This is a genomic window from Halorubrum laminariae (genome assembly GCF_024494655.1).
In the GTDB taxonomy this organism is placed as follows: Archaea; Halobacteriota; Halobacteria; order Halobacteriales; family Haloferacaceae; genus Halorubrum; species Halorubrum laminariae.
In genome coordinates, this window is sequence record NZ_JANHDL010000004.1 from 50,847 (window position 1) to 65,195 (window position 14,349).

Genomic DNA, 14,349 nt, shown 5'->3' on the forward strand with positions numbered 1-14,349 from the left:
GGAACGCCCTTACGCTGTTTCACTCGGCTCAGGAGAAGAGTCCATCATCTCGCCTCCCGGACTTCGTGGTTCCGTGCTGGTCGATGGCTTCGATGATGTCGTCGACGGCCGGCGTGTCGCCAGCGACACCCACGTAGCCTGCGCCGCCTTGCTCGTTGTTGATGTTCGGGCTGTTCGCCTCGCCAGTGATTGGGTTGTTCGAACAGACGACCATCGCTTCCCCGTTGGCCCACACGAACACGAAGCGATCGCGATAGTCGATATCGACACCCCGGCCCATGTCTCTGAAGACTCGGTAGTAGTCGTCGACGGGATCGAGGTTGCCTGCGTCGAGGACCGCAACGAAGTTCCGAACGCCTTGGCGACCGCTCCCGAACGATGTGAGGTCGTACCCGTACTCGTTCGATTGGTTCTGGTGATGGACCCCGCCGTTCGCGTTCGTGTCTTCGGTGACGAAGTGATCGGTGTCTGGCTGTGGGTAGCGTTCCCCGTACCCCACAGTGTGGCGCTTGATGTTTCGAAGCGCCGTCGTTACTTCTGCGGGATCATCCGCGTGAGTCTCTGAATTCATCCTCTACCAACTTTTCGGGGGCTAAAAACCCACTCGGGGAGGAAGGGCGACTGCTCGATAGGCGTCTGAATCCCTGCGTGTGGCCATTTTGTGTGCTCAGACCATGTGTTATTTTACCCAAGTCCCTTTGAATGGGGGTATGGTTGAAATCTCAGATTCGCTTCGTACTCTTTTCACGGGGGTTGTTGAGGAGCGAGATGGTGACTATGTGGTCTCGATCCCGTCGTCAGAAGTTGAACAGGGCGATCTGGCTGTGAGTGAAGCGTACCGTGTCGGCCTGATCGGGGTTGAAGAGACCACAGATGTGGAGTCTACGCAGACCCAGACCCGAGAGCGAGACAGTCAAGCTAAACAGTCCGCTGGCCCGGATCAGCAGCCTGTCGTTGAGGGTGAGACGTATGAAGTCGAAATTGAGTCGCTTGGTGAGAAAGGCGACGGGATCGCCTACGTGGATGGGTTTGTGCTGATGGTTTCTGATGTAGATATCGGCGAGCGAGTTGTCGTGAGAGTCGAGACGGTGCTGGAATCAGTAGGGTTCGCTGATGTTGTAAAGCGTGTTAACCCAGGCGTCTGAGTAGCGATTCGAGGGTTCAGCTTCAGTAGTGCTTCTAATGCGGCGTGTTGACCGGTATCTCTATCTACCCGACTCAGGAAAGGTAGTGTATATGGCAGACGGATCGAGCCGGTTCACCAGCGATCGGCGTACTCGCGAAGAGGCGTCTTGGGCTGACCAAACTGACTGGGAGGCTGGAGCCCCTGAGAACGTTGATGTAACTGCCGATGGGTTGGTGGGCCGTCCTACTCTACAAGCCGGTGTGGCACCCGACAGCGGGGTCTATAGTTTCGAGGACGATTCTGTTGGCTCATCGCCTGACGGGTGGGAAGTTCGGGATGCGGAGGTCATAGATAGTACCGCAAGCAACGGTTCACATTCTCTACGTAACCACTACTCCCCAAACAATGACGAGTATGTTGCCCGGCGAACCGGATTGTCTGCAACACCTACTGAAGTATCGTGGGCATATAAAGAAACAGCCGATTCGCGTGGGATTTTATACGAGTTATTCAACGAGAATGGAGATTCTATCTTTGAACTCTATACGCTAAACCCACAAGTGGGATATGAGTCTGGATTCGGTCATCGTGAACTGACTCCAGATCCGTCTCCCAATTACGACGAGTGGCGTCGATTCACTGTGACGATCGATTGGGGTCGCAACGAATTTGATGTTCTCTGGGAAGATCTGACAGGGTCTACGCCAGACCTCACCGCGAATGGCGAATCGTTCAAAACTACATCCTCAGAAGTAAGTGAAGTTTTCATCGGTGGTGGACGGCGAGACAAAACGGGTGGGAATGCTAACCCAACCGGATACGAGTGGGTAGACGAGGTATGGGGATGAAGATCCACTCCCGTGTCTAGTTTTCTCGTGTGACTGACCGGAATGGCTAATATCCCGTGTCTTGAGCGTTTGCGTATGACTGATGGATCGAGCCGGTTCACCAGCGATCGCCGCGGCCGCGGGGGAGCATCTTGGACCGGTCAGGCGGATTGGGAAGCTGGTACCGCGGAAAACGTTGATGTGACGGAAGATGGGTTGGTTGGTCGTCTATCCACTCAAAATAATGAGACATCCAACAGCGTAGTCTACCGATGGACCGCTGATGACTTTGCCATCCCATGGACAGATGGTGTTTCATCGGTTGGGATGTCTGCCAATGGCCTCTCTTCCTCAACATTTAGCAATGGGGTCAAGTCCGTAGCCGGGAATGGTTCGGATGATTACGGGCTGGCGAATGGGCCAGAAACTATCCCCGAAAATGAAACGTTCGGGGTGGCCTTCACGGTTGAAACTGCTGATAAAACGGACCTATCTACTTGGTTCGCGTCGACTGATGGCAGTGGGTGTTTTGCGTTGTATCAAGATGATGCTGTAGGCAGGTTGGGTGAACCGAACGTCCTTGTCAGAGATGGTAACGGCAATGAACTCAAAGTGGCGTGTAAGACTGGTATTGTAGACGGAGACGTCCATTTGGTGGTGATAAATAAGAGAGGGAATTCTGCATCGGAAATTGACTTCTATGTTGATGATATGACGAACGAGACTTCGCAAAATAATAGAAGGGATCAAGGATTTGACCACACGAAATATTCAGTCACAGCTGGTATGTCATTTTACGCCGAAAACTCCTTTGGGAGTATTCGTAGGCACATGAACTACCATGCTGGCTTTTTCGAATTCCGAGATGAACCATATGGTGAGTCTGAGAGAAAAGCACTGAGAGCTGTTCGTCCCGAGGTCTGATGCCTGATGCTGGGATCTCCTACATACGTGACCAGAATGGCTAATACTGCGTGCTTGGAGGTTGGTGTATGGTAGATGAATCGAGTCGGTTCACGAGCGATCGGCGTACTCGAGAGGAGGCGTCTTGGGCTGCCCAAGCAGACTGGGATGCTGGCACTGTCGAGAACGTTGATGTTACGGTTAGTGGGTTAGTGGCTGATCCTCCTGTTCAAGCTGGTGAGGTGCCCGACAGCGGGGTCGGGAGGTGGAACTTCGACAGTGAGGGTGATGTCTCTGTCTCGATCGACAGCTGGAATGATAATGACGCAACGAATCACGGGGCAACGTGGTCCTCGGATTCCGCCGTGGGGGATTTCAGCACCTACTACGATGGATCGTCCTACCAGAACCACGGAATCGAGATTCCCTCTGAGATTGAGTTCACACTCACCTCGTGGTTTAAAGCAGACAATCTGGAGGGACAGCAGTTCATAAACAACCTGAAAGGATACGGACAGCCCGCCCTCAGAAAGGCCTCTGAAGAGTTCGGTGTCCAGTATCACGATTCCGTTGACGGGTGGAAAAATAACGTAATGACTGGTACAGCTGGTCAGTGGCTGTTTGTAGCAGGGGCGTGGAACGAAGCGGAGGGGTATTGCCGTGTTTGGTTCTACGATGAGAACGGGAACAGGAGAACACAGGATACGATTTTTAACGGGTTTTCAAACGACAAACACGCAGAGGGCGACATCGGCGCGAGTTATTCGCGCGCTGGGATTCAGTTCTGGGAGGGTCACATAGACGACCCGCGGGTCTACTTTAAAGAACTCTCCAGCACGGAAGTTGATAACCTCTACAACACGGGGAGAATCGACGGATGACTCTGTGCTACTCGATGGGTGGGTTTTCGGTAGTGAGTTGGTCGGAGCATCTAACGCCGCTCTCTGGGGTGTGGGCTGTATGGTAGATGAATCGAGTCGGTTCACGAGCGATCGGCGTGGTCGCGGGGACGCAACTTGGTCGGATGAAGGGGATTGGGACGCTGGTGTCTGTGAAAATGTTGCTGTAGCTGGTGGGGGCCTTTCTCCACACTTTGCGGAGGGTGATGTACAGTACACTGTCTTCGACGATTTTGATGATGGTGTTTTTGACACCTCTATCTGGCGTAAAGTGATAGTCTCTGGTGGATCCGTCTCGGAACGGAACAACCAAATTGAGCTCAGAGGTGGCGGGCGAGGTGACAATAGGCCATATCTCCGAACAGCGGATGAAGTTCAAGACGGCCAAAATGGGAATCCGTGTTCACTCGACGCTATGATTGAGTTCGCGGGGGACAGACAGCAGATTGTGATTGCGCTGTTTTGGGATGGGACAGCCGTTGGAAAGTATGCCACTGCTGAAAACTCGATTGAGGTCCATTACAGCCAGGATGCCCAGGAGTGGCGCATCCAAATGAGGGAAGGGACCGAGTTCAGACGTGAAGTGCAGGTGCCGTTCAACTTTGGAAGCGGGGCGCGGCAAGTCGAGATAGATTTCAACGGTGACTTTAGCTCGTTTACTATCGACCTCGTCGTCGATGGGAGCTCTGTGCTTTCCCATTCGGATTCGTTTTCTCCAACAGCCCCATGTCCGTTTGTGGGGTTTGCACCTCGCGAATTCAGTGGAGGCATAAATATAGATTCGATAGGATTTGACCGGTGACCTGTCGTGGCTTACTATCGGATCTGGTCGGGATGGGTACTGTCGCGCCTGGTTGGAGCTTACCCGGTGTTGGCCGGAATGTATAACTCACAGTGGAAGGTACCTCGAGTATGACTGGGGAGAGCCGATTTATTAGCGATCGGCGCGGTCGCGAGGAAGCATCTTGGGCGGATGAGGAGGACTGGAATGCGGGGACTCCCGAGAACGTTGGCGTGACTGCTGATGGGTTGGTGGGCCGTGCTCCTACACAGGACGGTGAAGCACCCGATAGCGGTGTCTCGCGATGGACGTTTGACAACGAAGACACGAGCGGTTCGGTCGCGATTGATAGTTGGGGAGGTAATGATGGTTCTATCTCTACAGGGGTTTCGACTGGTACCAGCGGCGCGAATCAGACATACGGTACAAACGAGGCGTATTATTTCAACGGTGACGGGGAAGTGAACTGTGGAACTATTACCGAAGTTCAAGGTTTGAACAGCATGACTCTCGCTGCGTGGGTAAAATACGATTCAATACGGTCGTTTAATTCATCCATCGCCATGCACACGCAGAATGATGATGGATGGGGGTTCACGCACAGTGACAATTCTAGCATCCGCTTCCGGTGTGAAACTAATGGTTCACATGCTAGCTCAAGGACTGTATCAATAAATCTTGGTCAATGGTATCACGCGGTTGGTGTATTCGATGACAACGAAGGTAGGATGTATCTCAATGGCACTCTCGCGGCTGGACCGGATGTGTCAAATGATATCACAGTGACGAGCGTCAACGACCCGTTCTGTATCGGGAATCAGAAGTACAACTCGTCTCGTGACATACCGATGGATGCTGATGACGTTCGTATCTACAGCAAGGCTCTCAGCGACACGGAAATTTTCAACCTTTACAACACAGGGAGAATCGATTGATACCGTTACACGTCAAGGCGTCTGGGTCGTTCATGCTGCGGGCTGTCGTCGACCCAAGGGATTATGGTCGGTTGTTGTGTACCCGTATTTACTGATATTCGCCTCCACTACCTACAATGGCAACTAAATTCACTGGCCCACGCGATTACTGGGCAGACATCTTTCCGTTCGATAGTCCGTATCAGAAGCAGACGGTGGGGATCAACGAGGCCGTTGATACCCTACAAGATAATGGCGTCTACCTTCTTGAGGGAGAGTGTGGAACGGGAAAGACGTTGATTGCGCTCACCGCCGGCCTCTCGCTCGTCCGCGATCGCAACACACGGTTCAAGCGGGTGTTCGTGGTGACCTCGAAGAAACAGCAATTGCGGGCGTTCGAGGATGACTTAGCGGCCATCAACAGCGGGAACTCGTATTTTCGGGGGCTGACCCTCGTTGGGAAGGCCGACGTCTGTCCGTATGTCGATGCTGGCGAGATCGACCGGTCGGATCTGTACCATCGGTGTGACGAGCTGCGGGATAACACCGACCGGATGATGTCTGAGGTGGTGAACGACGGTGGGGCTGAGCGAAAAGCCGACGTCGGTGCGGGCTTGGCGTCTCGGGCCGAGGCAGATGATCCGCGGACTGACTCGCTTGAGGCCGCTGGCGTCGAATCACCATATCAGCGTGAGGTTCCCGAGTTCCTCGGTGAGGCGTACTGTCCGTTCTTCGCGAGGCACTTCGTCAACGACTTCACGGATCAGAAAGCGTTCGACGCTGGTGATGGGGTCACGCCGGAAGAGACGCTACGAAATGGCGTTCAAGCGGGGACCTGCCCCCATGCGGCTATGAAACACGTCGTCGAGGAGTGTGAGGTCCTCATCGGCAACTACCAGCATATCTTAGACACGCTAACCGTCCAGGGGTTCACGGGCAAGCTGTTCACCAAGGACACGCTTGTCGTGATCGACGAGGCACACGAACTGGTCAGTCAGGCCCGCGATCAACTGTCGTACTCGGTGTCGATGGAGACGCTTGATTACGCTATACAGGACGTCGATATGGTTCTCAACTGGCTCGATGGAAAGGGCCACGGTGGGAAGGCTGCTCTCGTTCGGAGTACGGTCGAGAACGCAGAGTATACTCAGGAGGACATCAAGAGGCTGCGCTGGTTCCTCGAAAAAACGCGGAAGCTCTTCACGAGACGGACGGTCTCGTATCTGAAAGACGAGTTCGGAGAGGGGTGGCAGCGGTCCCTCTCTAATCGTACCCTGTCTGAAGTGTCCATCTCGGCTCATGAGGAGGTCCGCCCTGGAGAAGAGAGCGACATCCTCCGCGAGTGGATGGGTGAACACGGCGCGGAGGATGACTGGCACCGGATACTGTACCTCGGATTCTCTGTCGCGTATCTCCGCGAGAAGGTCCAGAAAAAGATCGACAAGGAGACGCCGAAGGGTGACTTCGCCATCGAGCAGGTCCGTGAGATGCTCCACCGCTGGCTGCTCGGGAACCACACCGAATACTACCGCGAAGTGAACCTCCACCCGAAGGACACTCGCGACACCTCACACTCGGGCGACCGGCCGTGGGAAGCGGAGTATGAGACGGAAATTCGCGTGAATAACTGCATCCCACAGGACGAGATTGCGGCGACTCTCGACGCCTTCGGTGGCGCGATCGTGATGTCGGCCACACTGGAACCGATTGATGTCTACCAGCAGGTGACTGGCATCTCGAAAATCGAACACGGCATCCAGCCCTTTGACTCACTCGTCACTAAAGCGGCGTCCCGGTTCAAGAACGTTCAGCGTAATCAGGGAAGCGCACGCGACGTCGACGCCGGTCTCGACGAGGACGATGACGAAGAGGAGGGTGATGACGGAGACAGCGAGGACGATGAGAAAGATGAGTCGTCAGATTGGGATCCGGAACGACGGAAACGTCGGGTGACGACCGCGGTGTTCGACATGAACTTCCCAGCTGAGAACCGAGCGAGCTACGCGGTTGAACTCCCGAAATTCACGTATTCGAACCGGTGGCCGCCTGAGCAGAACGAACAACTTCGGGCGCAGTATCGAGACACGATCTCGGCGGTGGTGAACACGACGCCGGGGAACGTTCTCGTGTTCATGCCCTCGTACGCTGAGGGTGAGTGGGCGGCCGAGGTACTCCGCGACATGGACTCGGTCACGAAACCGATCCTCGTCGACGAGAGCAGTTCGGACGCGGAAACGGAAGCCCTCAAGCGGGAGTTCGTTGCTGGCGAGCCGAAGGTGCTGACCACCAGCCTCCGGGGGACGCTCACGGAGGGCGTCGACTTCTCGGGCGATCAGCTCCACGGAGCGGTCATCTGTGGAGTACCGATTACGAATACGGGGAGCGAGGTGGCGACGGCGATCCAAGACGCATACGCCGAACGCTTCGGAAACTGGAACGGCTTCAACTATGCGTTCACCGTGCCTGCGGTCCGGAAGACGCGGCAGGCGTTGGGGCGAGTGATCCGAGGGACGGAAGACGTCGGAGTTCGCGTCCTCGCAGATGGCCGCTATACTGAGTCGGCTGGCCGATCGAGTGTACTGCGGCACTTCCCGGAACACGCCCGCGATGAGTTCGAGTCGGTCTCTGGTGGAGAGTTGGGTGATCGTCTGGCCGAGTTCTGGAGGAGCCGACGCGAGTAGATCGGCATACTACCACTGAGGGATGATGGGTAGAATCTCTGGATTGGGGCCACCTTGGCGATAGATATATGATATACTGCCGTGTTCGTTGATCCATGTCAAAAAATCCATCCCATTTCATTAGCGATCGGCGTGGGGCTAGGGAAGCTTCGTGGGGGGGTGAAGCTGATTGGGCCACTGGCACTGCTGAGAATGTTGCTGTTGTTGATGGTGTACTGGTCGGTCAAGCTCCAACTCAATCTCGACAAATATCTGGGGATGTGGAATTGTACAACGAAGGTGCGAATGAGGATAATTGGAGGTATGGCGGTACAGAGGGAGATCCAAATACGCCTCTTGGCGGGACACTGACGAAAGAAACAGACCACCTGTTCGCGGATGCGGATCCGAACCCAGATGGTTTTAATGCTGTCTCGTGGGTCTATGACGACATAATCGACTTCGGAGGCTACCGCGAAATTGTCGTCGAGTCAGCCTCTCAAGAAAACGAGGGATTTGTGGCGGTTGTTCTCTCCACAAAAAAGTACGTTGACATTGAGGAATTCTATAGAACTGGTGGCTCAGATGATCACTCCGGGCCGTACCCCCGTAAAACAGAAACCCTCGATGTCTCAGGTGTTTCTAATGAATACTACGTCCATTTGATGGCTAGAGATAACGTGATTAGTAGTGATGGGTACGATGATTCACGTCGGTCTGAGGGTGAGTTCTATTACGTCGGGTTGAATATTTGAATCGGTTGTCCTGCCCTGAGAAACCTCTTAGAAAGAACTATTTGTAGAGGAAGTCGGCACCTGCTCCGACCCTTTCCTCAGCAGCATCAAGCCACATCTGGTATTGGTGGGAGCCCATCGATCCACGTGTCTCATCCCACGCAGCGATGAACTTCTGGGCGACGTCGTCTGGATCATCTGGATCGGCATTCAGCCGCTCAGGATTTTCAAGCGCCGAAACGGTGTATTCCATGTTACGCCGCGCCATCAACTCGCGGAGGACGTGGGTCCGTTCTCCATGCTCGACGATCGCTTTAATGATCGGGTCGCTTGGTGAGGCTGGGGTGAGGTCACCGAACTCGTGCCAGTATTCTGCCAACGGGTTGTCCTCCCAGTGGGCATCGGTAAAGCGAGATAACAAGCTCTTGTAGCTGGCTGCCACAGCGTCACTGTCTTGCGTTCCGAGTTCGACTTCACCATCCTGAATGCCCTGAAGACATAACAGAGTGCCAAAGAGAATCTCATCCATTTCTCGGGGCGTGTTGATCGACAAGGTCCCCCCACCCACTTCCGTAAGCCGGAGCTCTGTAACACGACTGATGAGGTCGTTTAAAACGGACACCGTGTCGTGAATGTCGTTCTCTCTGTAATCTTGGTTCGGGTCGCCTCGGGCATTCTGCCAACTGTCTCTGTTGCTTTTGAGTACCCATTCTAACATTCCGAGTTCGCTGTTGCTCAGATTGACTTCTGGGTACTCGAATTCCACCGGTGATGGTGTAGTGTGTATCATTGTTGGTTGCGGGTGATTGAGGTTTTCACTGAGGTCCAGTGATCATTTCGATTTCAGTGTAATGCTCTGAAGCGGCCTTTCCAGTTTCTTTGTGGATGTGGCCCGCTACTTCAGGCAGACTGTCTAGTCCGATGGTGTCTACGACTCGCCAGGTTCCAATCTCGGGGTTAAAATTGGTGAAGATGACGGAATGTTCTCCATCAGGCGATAGCTCCATGACAGCAACCGCTACAATTCCCGCCTCCGGGTTTCCCCAGATCGCCGTCGCGTCCCCAAGTTGCGGCCAAGCCTTGAGAGAGTCGTAATCCTCAGGTGAGAGTGCTCGGTGCCGGATGCAGAGTTTCGTTTGGAACCCTGGAGGCGCTTGGAACTGGACTTGGTGACCGAACATGGAGTGGGGATTCGGAACTTGCCTTTCCGCCTCGGCTGCCATGTCGTCGGTGAACTGTTCCATCACCTGATCGTTGTGGAAGTATTGATCGATGTCTTCACAGTGGGGGGTGAGGGGGGCCCAAGATGCTCCATCAAATGCCGCTGCGCTCATCTGCCCTTCATGCTCAAAGTAGATGCTGGTGCAGCGGCCTGCCTCATCCTGATGTAATGGAGCAACGAATCCACATTGGCGAGGTGGGCGCATCAGGTCAAATGTTTCTTCAACGGTGATCGCCCTGTCTGGCAGGGCGTTTGTTACTTTTTCCACAATTGTGATTTTCGGAGAGGTGTATTAGTTCTTCCTGCCATTTCGTAGGGGGAGCACCGGCGTGAACGCCGGGGAGGATGTCACTAGATTGTCGACGATAGCGTCTCGAGGAGGCTTTTGCGAGTTGCTTCACACCTCTTGTCGATCTGATCACCGTATCGCTCGCCGAACAGTTGGATCTCCTCGTCGTCGGTGATACGGATATCGACGAAATGCGCCGCAGAGCCGTTCGTAAGGCGGAGGTAGCTGTCGTACAGGTACGTGGACATGTACTGATTGTATTCGTCGTCGAGCCATGCTTTGACGTCGGTGATGTCGGGTGTTGAATCGCTCATGGGTTATTTTACTCAGTCGCGCCGCATCCACTTCGGCGGCTAAAAACCACCATCAGATCGCCCCCTGTGAATACAGCCTCGCTGCTTCTTCGCTGGTGATCTCCTTCGCGTAGATCTGGATGTTCTTCATGAAGCCGTGTAGTGGGGCTCGGTGGTCGGTGCGTGTCTCTCCCCAGGAACTGCCAATAGTCACGTTAGGGCGTGACGAGTCGCTGAACCCGGTCTGCGAAGTCGTGATACTCCCTTCGTATTCGCCGTCCAGATAGAGTGTGTAGGTGGATCCGGATCTGGATAGCGTCACGAGATACCACCGCTGGGTCTCGATCGGATTGGAGAGCGTGAAGAACTCGATTCCATCATACCACCGTATCCGCCCGCTGCCCTCGCGATCGTATGTGATCCCAGCTCCTCGGTCTTCAGTGTCGTAATTGCCGAAGAACCAGGTCTCCTGTTGGCTCTCGAAGCGGATCAACTGCGAGACGGTGTACGCCGAATCGAGCTGGAGAGACTCGACTGACCCGAGTACCACATGACCGGTTGACCCATCGAATTGGTACGCCGGTCCCACATCCGTCTCGACGTCTGGTTGAACGCCGCCGTAGATCGCACCGTCGTTGTCTCCCCATGTGTCGAGGGCGGTCGTTCCATCGGTGTCCTCTGGTGAGAGTGTCCACCGCGCTACGCCGGCTTTCGGCTTCATCGACGGATCAACGACGATCCCCCCATCTCGGATCACGACCCCCGACTTGGAGTGGGCCTCGTCACTCCAGTTGCTGTTATCCCACTGAGGGGGTGGCGTCCCGGATCCGACCCGCTTCCGTTTGGTCCGGAAGAAGGGCGTCTTCGAGCTCATCAATTGCTGTATGAGACTCTCTTCGTAGTGATAATACTTCTGCCTACAGCGTAACCGGGAGGAGCGCCGCGACGTGAATCGTGTTTATCACGGTGACAAGCGACCACGTCGCTGCGAGGCCGAGCGGGACGGCGGGCCGCTTTTCAGCTGATAGCTTGGCGGCAAACAGGAGCGCCCCGGCGAGGATAGCGATCTTGAACAGGGTGAATCCCGCCCAGCCCGCGGCCTCGAGGAGCAACACGATCAGGTGGTTGCCTTCTTCGAGCCCTAACTGGAGGCCGATACGGGTGGTCACAAGGTCGCCGAGGCCCGTTAGGACGGCGAGCCCCCACCAGAGATCCATCTTCGGCTTGTCCATCTCTCCCGCCCGGCTGACTTCTACGACAGTGCTCATTTCTATCTCACTCACCTCACTCGTGAGCTACAAACCCACCTCTCCAGACAGACTCTCTCTTCTCCCTTGACTCTACTGGCCGTCTTGTCAATCGTTACAACGCAATCCTTGGAATGGTTGACAAGACGACTACTCGAATGTCTGCTGTCTGTGGGTTCGGTCCGCTGACTCGTTGCTGGCGATCGCGGGCGATGAGGCGTAATCGTCGGTGGTTCCGGGTAGCGTTTGCTGAGTAGGGGTGGCTCGGGCGGCTCGTTCTTTGGCTTCCTCGACGTTGGCTTGGACTGCTGGCGAAAGCGTGTAGCACGGGTCGCCACACGATTCACAGAGGGTCTGCTGGGATGCGTCAGCACTCGCAGTCAGATCGCGGAGTTCTTTCGACGAGAGCCCACCGTGGCCGATGTACGATGTGGGCTCCGTCTGCCCTTTGAGGATCGCCGTCTCGGCGTCGACGTCGACGATTTCCCGAAAGACGGTCGGGAAGTGTTCTTTGAGTACCGACAAGCGCATGGGGTACGGGCGGGTCTCCTCCCGGAGTGACTCGACTTGCTTGGCTATCTCCGGGTGCGTCTCTTCGAGAATCATCACACGGCCGCGATACTCCTGAACGCGCTTCTCGACCGACAGTAGCCATGCCGCGAAATCGGGGTACTCCGATTCGATCATGATCAGCTCTTCCTGGCGGTTCCCGTAGGCGAGACACTGACAATCCCCACTCCGGTGGATCTTCGCCGATACCGGGTTCTGGGGAAGGCTGTGTTCTTCGCGATACCGGGTTATCCAGTCGTCTGACTTCTCGATCAGCGGCGAGACCCACCATCCGGTGAAGTTCCCAGAATGGGATGTCGACTCGTATTGGACCTCTGCTTCGATGTTTTCCATCCGCCGATCCGATTCGAGCTTCCGTACACCGGATAGGTACTTCACGTTGCCGTGCTTCTTGCGGTAGAAATGCCCGAGCTGCCTTCCTTTGAAATAATTATACGCCATCGTGTGAGAGGGAGCGCCAGCAAAGCCATAGCGATACGCGAACGTATCTAACGGCATCGGAGACGAGATTATGAGAAGCGGCCAACAGAAGGTCTCACAGACCTCACGAACGTAATCGAGATTCTCCGGGATAGAGGAGTTCGTTTCGAGGTGGATAACGAAGTCAGCCCACCCCTCCTCCATCGCGAGGTGGGTAAGCGCAAGCGAATCGTCGCCGCCGCTGAAGAGGACCGCATCTGTCTTTTCACCCCGTCCGTTCGGGACTTCGAGGATCCGGTCCGATTCGAGGATGTCGAGCGGCTCTGACTGTGGCTGTGGCTTCGCGATCGTTTCTGAGTGGATTGCTTCGGGAGGTGGTGCAATCCCGTATTCTTCCATTTCAATCATCAGTCTTCTACTCCAAGCGAGCCGTACAAACCTACTTTTGGCGGGGGTGGTTTATATACTAAAATTGCTAATTTGGCGTTTCTTTATATAGGGGTATATATGTGAAGACGGGGAAGGTATTTAACCCTATGATGATACGATCAGAGTATGTCTGATGACGACATGCTAAACGAGGTGACGGTCTGCTTCACAAATGGTGATGAACTCAACGTTGACGCTGTAGTTCGGCTGGTTGGTGCGGAGTGGCTTACAGCAGAAATCGTCCAGCCGTCGGATGATGGAGAAGACGGTTCGATGGATTTTGAGTACGTCGCTCTTCGAGCGGACGATGTGCGATACATCAGAAGCGATCGGGTCACCCCTGCTGGCCAAAACGGAACGAACTTCCGAGTTCATCACACTCACGGGTATGAGGGTGAAGAGCCGGACATCATGTTTGAGGCTTGGATCGGGCAGCACCAACTTCACCCCGACGACGATCCAAGCGCCTACCAAGGCTCTGAGCAAAAATGGCCCCCGGATGGTGCCGATCCACGGCACCCAGGTGAGGCACAACCCTAATAATAGGGTCTGCCTGGATAACTTGAACTGCGGTAAGGGCGTTTCACGCCGCCGCTTGAGCGAGCTCTTCTTCGAAGTCGTCGAAGCCAGTATCCGAGAGTGCTTCCTTGTTATCGGTGATCGTCAGCAGTTCGGTATGGGAGAAGTAGTGGTGACTCAGTCCGCAGCTGTTGCTGAGAAGCTTCACGCCGAACTCGTCGTGGTTGTGGAGTTTTTCGAAGAGGTCGACCCAGAGCCCCTTTATTCGGTCTGACCGGTGGTAGCCGAGGCCGCTGGCTTTCAGTTGCGCTTCGCCGATGTCGTGGAAGTCAGGGACTCCGCGTTCCTCTTTGGCGAGTTCGTGCTGTCGATCTGCCTCGCACCAGAAGTGGATCTGTCCCCGTCCGATCTCGATGAGTTCCTGCTGCTCTGGTTGCTCTTTGAGCCACTCGTTGGCTTCTTCGGCTTGCGATTCGTCGATCAGTTTGAAGTTGATGTATGCTCCCATGGTTGTGG

Annotated in this window: 17 protein-coding genes; 9 read left to right on the forward strand and 8 right to left on the reverse strand. The window is 55.0% G+C overall.

The features are described from left to right. Nucleotides 1-28 precede the first annotated feature (28 nt). Nucleotides 29-571, reverse strand: coding sequence for a hypothetical protein (locus tag NO887_RS08755; RefSeq protein ID WP_256397043.1), 543 nt, complete (start codon nucleotides 569-571; stop codon nucleotides 29-31). A gap of 139 nt (nucleotides 572-710) precedes the next feature. On the opposite strand from NO887_RS08755, the gene NO887_RS08760 reads away from it, so the two are divergent. The 8 genes from NO887_RS08760 to NO887_RS08795 all read left to right on the forward strand — a co-directional run bounded on the left by NO887_RS08760 (nucleotide 711) and on the right by NO887_RS08795 (nucleotide 8,865). Next, a complete protein-coding gene (locus NO887_RS08760; RefSeq protein ID WP_256397042.1) occupies nucleotides 711-1,145 on the forward strand; it encodes a TRAM domain-containing protein in 435 nt (144 codons plus the stop codon). Nucleotides 1,146-1,236: 91 nt separating this feature from the next. Continuing rightward, the gene (locus tag NO887_RS08765) at nucleotides 1,237-1,974 is read left to right on the forward strand and encodes a hypothetical protein (protein ID WP_256397041.1); all 738 of its coding nucleotides are present in this window, start codon (nucleotides 1,237-1,239) and stop codon (nucleotides 1,972-1,974) included. Between the two features lie 75 nt (nucleotides 1,975-2,049). Next, nucleotides 2,050-2,877, forward strand: coding sequence for a hypothetical protein (locus NO887_RS08770; protein WP_256418041.1), 828 nt, complete (start codon nucleotides 2,050-2,052; stop codon nucleotides 2,875-2,877). A 68-nt stretch (nucleotides 2,878-2,945) separates the two neighbouring features. Further along, nucleotides 2,946-3,737: a LamG domain-containing protein gene (locus NO887_RS08775; RefSeq protein WP_256418042.1), complete on the forward strand. Its 792-nt coding sequence runs from the start codon at nucleotides 2,946-2,948 to the stop codon at nucleotides 3,735-3,737. 79 nt (nucleotides 3,738-3,816) lie between these two features. Further along, on the forward strand, nucleotides 3,817-4,557 hold the full coding sequence (locus NO887_RS08780) for a hypothetical protein (RefSeq protein WP_256397038.1): 741 nt from the start codon (nucleotides 3,817-3,819) through the stop codon (nucleotides 4,555-4,557). Between the two features lie 110 nt (nucleotides 4,558-4,667). Continuing rightward, nucleotides 4,668-5,471: a LamG domain-containing protein gene (locus NO887_RS08785; protein WP_256418043.1), complete on the forward strand. Its 804-nt coding sequence runs from the start codon at nucleotides 4,668-4,670 to the stop codon at nucleotides 5,469-5,471. 116 nt (nucleotides 5,472-5,587) lie between these two features. Further along, complete coding sequence (locus NO887_RS08790; protein ID WP_256397036.1) at nucleotides 5,588-8,131, forward strand: ATP-dependent DNA helicase; 2,544 nt, start codon at nucleotides 5,588-5,590, stop codon at nucleotides 8,129-8,131. 95 nt (nucleotides 8,132-8,226) lie between these two features. Beyond that, the gene (locus NO887_RS08795) at nucleotides 8,227-8,865 is read left to right on the forward strand and encodes a hypothetical protein (protein ID WP_256397035.1); all 639 of its coding nucleotides are present in this window, start codon (nucleotides 8,227-8,229) and stop codon (nucleotides 8,863-8,865) included. A 37-nt stretch (nucleotides 8,866-8,902) separates the two neighbouring features. On the opposite strand, the gene NO887_RS08800 is transcribed toward NO887_RS08795, so the two are convergent. From NO887_RS08800 to NO887_RS08825, 6 genes are all read right to left on the reverse strand, one after another. Further along, complete coding sequence (locus NO887_RS08800) at nucleotides 8,903-9,634, reverse strand: hypothetical protein (RefSeq protein ID WP_256397034.1); 732 nt, start codon at nucleotides 9,632-9,634, stop codon at nucleotides 8,903-8,905. 25 nt (nucleotides 9,635-9,659) lie between these two features. Next, nucleotides 9,660-10,334: a hypothetical protein gene (locus tag NO887_RS08805; RefSeq protein ID WP_256397033.1), complete on the reverse strand. Its 675-nt coding sequence runs from the start codon at nucleotides 10,332-10,334 to the stop codon at nucleotides 9,660-9,662. Nucleotides 10,335-10,417: 83 nt separating this feature from the next. Further along, entirely contained in the window at nucleotides 10,418-10,669 is a 252-nt protein-coding gene (locus tag NO887_RS08810) for a hypothetical protein (protein ID WP_256397032.1), read from the reverse strand. A gap of 52 nt (nucleotides 10,670-10,721) precedes the next feature. Beyond that, nucleotides 10,722-11,522 (reverse strand): LamG domain-containing protein, encoded by an 801-nt coding sequence (locus NO887_RS08815; protein WP_256397031.1) that lies wholly within the window; start codon nucleotides 11,520-11,522, stop codon nucleotides 10,722-10,724. Between the two features lie 43 nt (nucleotides 11,523-11,565). Next, a complete protein-coding gene (locus NO887_RS08820) occupies nucleotides 11,566-11,916 on the reverse strand; it encodes a DUF5658 family protein (protein WP_052334883.1) in 351 nt (116 codons plus the stop codon). A gap of 129 nt (nucleotides 11,917-12,045) precedes the next feature. Next, nucleotides 12,046-13,293, reverse strand: a complete 1,248-nt coding sequence (locus NO887_RS08825) for a phosphoadenosine phosphosulfate reductase domain-containing protein (RefSeq protein WP_256397030.1) — start codon at nucleotides 13,291-13,293, stop codon at nucleotides 12,046-12,048. Between the two features lie 147 nt (nucleotides 13,294-13,440). On the opposite strand from NO887_RS08825, the gene NO887_RS08830 reads away from it, so the two are divergent. After that, nucleotides 13,441-13,854 (forward strand): hypothetical protein, encoded by a 414-nt coding sequence (locus NO887_RS08830; protein WP_256397029.1) that lies wholly within the window; start codon nucleotides 13,441-13,443, stop codon nucleotides 13,852-13,854. A 43-nt stretch (nucleotides 13,855-13,897) separates the two neighbouring features. Here NO887_RS08830 and NO887_RS08835 read toward each other — a convergent pair whose 3' ends face one another. Further along, on the reverse strand, nucleotides 13,898-14,341 hold the full coding sequence (locus NO887_RS08835) for a hypothetical protein (RefSeq protein WP_256397028.1): 444 nt from the start codon (nucleotides 14,339-14,341) through the stop codon (nucleotides 13,898-13,900). Between the last annotated feature and the right edge of the window lie 8 nt (nucleotides 14,342-14,349).

Excerpts from the sequence above, each read along its gene's own strand:
- NO887_RS08825 (WP_256397030.1), bottom strand. The coding sequence starts at position 13,293 with ATGATTGAAATGGAAGAATACGGGATTGCACCACCTCCCGAAGCAATC.
- NO887_RS08815 (WP_256397031.1), bottom strand. The coding sequence starts at position 11,522 with ATGAGCTCGAAGACGCCCTTCTTCCGGACCAAACGGAAGCGGGTCGGA.
- NO887_RS08780 (WP_256397038.1), top strand. The coding sequence starts at position 3,817 with ATGGTAGATGAATCGAGTCGGTTCACGAGCGATCGGCGTGGTCGCGGG.
- NO887_RS08760 (WP_256397042.1), top strand. The coding sequence starts at position 711 with ATGGTTGAAATCTCAGATTCGCTTCGTACTCTTTTCACGGGGGTTGTT.
- NO887_RS08800 (WP_256397034.1), bottom strand. The coding sequence starts at position 9,634 with ATGATACACACTACACCATCACCGGTGGAATTCGAGTACCCAGAAGTC.
- NO887_RS08785 (WP_256418043.1), top strand. The coding sequence starts at position 4,668 with ATGACTGGGGAGAGCCGATTTATTAGCGATCGGCGCGGTCGCGAGGAA.
- NO887_RS08765 (WP_256397041.1), top strand. The coding sequence starts at position 1,237 with ATGGCAGACGGATCGAGCCGGTTCACCAGCGATCGGCGTACTCGCGAA.
- NO887_RS08770 (WP_256418041.1), top strand. The coding sequence starts at position 2,050 with ATGACTGATGGATCGAGCCGGTTCACCAGCGATCGCCGCGGCCGCGGG.
- NO887_RS08820 (WP_052334883.1), bottom strand. The coding sequence starts at position 11,916 with ATGAGCACTGTCGTAGAAGTCAGCCGGGCGGGAGAGATGGACAAGCCG.
- NO887_RS08755 (WP_256397043.1), bottom strand. The coding sequence starts at position 571 with ATGAATTCAGAGACTCACGCGGATGATCCCGCAGAAGTAACGACGGCG.
- NO887_RS08795 (WP_256397035.1), top strand. The coding sequence starts at position 8,227 with ATGTCAAAAAATCCATCCCATTTCATTAGCGATCGGCGTGGGGCTAGG.
- NO887_RS08775 (WP_256418042.1), top strand. The coding sequence starts at position 2,946 with ATGGTAGATGAATCGAGTCGGTTCACGAGCGATCGGCGTACTCGAGAG.
- NO887_RS08790 (WP_256397036.1), top strand. The coding sequence starts at position 5,588 with ATGGCAACTAAATTCACTGGCCCACGCGATTACTGGGCAGACATCTTT.
- NO887_RS08835 (WP_256397028.1), bottom strand. The coding sequence starts at position 14,341 with ATGGGAGCATACATCAACTTCAAACTGATCGACGAATCGCAAGCCGAA.
- NO887_RS08830 (WP_256397029.1), top strand. The coding sequence starts at position 13,441 with ATGTCTGATGACGACATGCTAAACGAGGTGACGGTCTGCTTCACAAAT.
- NO887_RS08810 (WP_256397032.1), bottom strand. The coding sequence starts at position 10,669 with ATGAGCGATTCAACACCCGACATCACCGACGTCAAAGCATGGCTCGAC.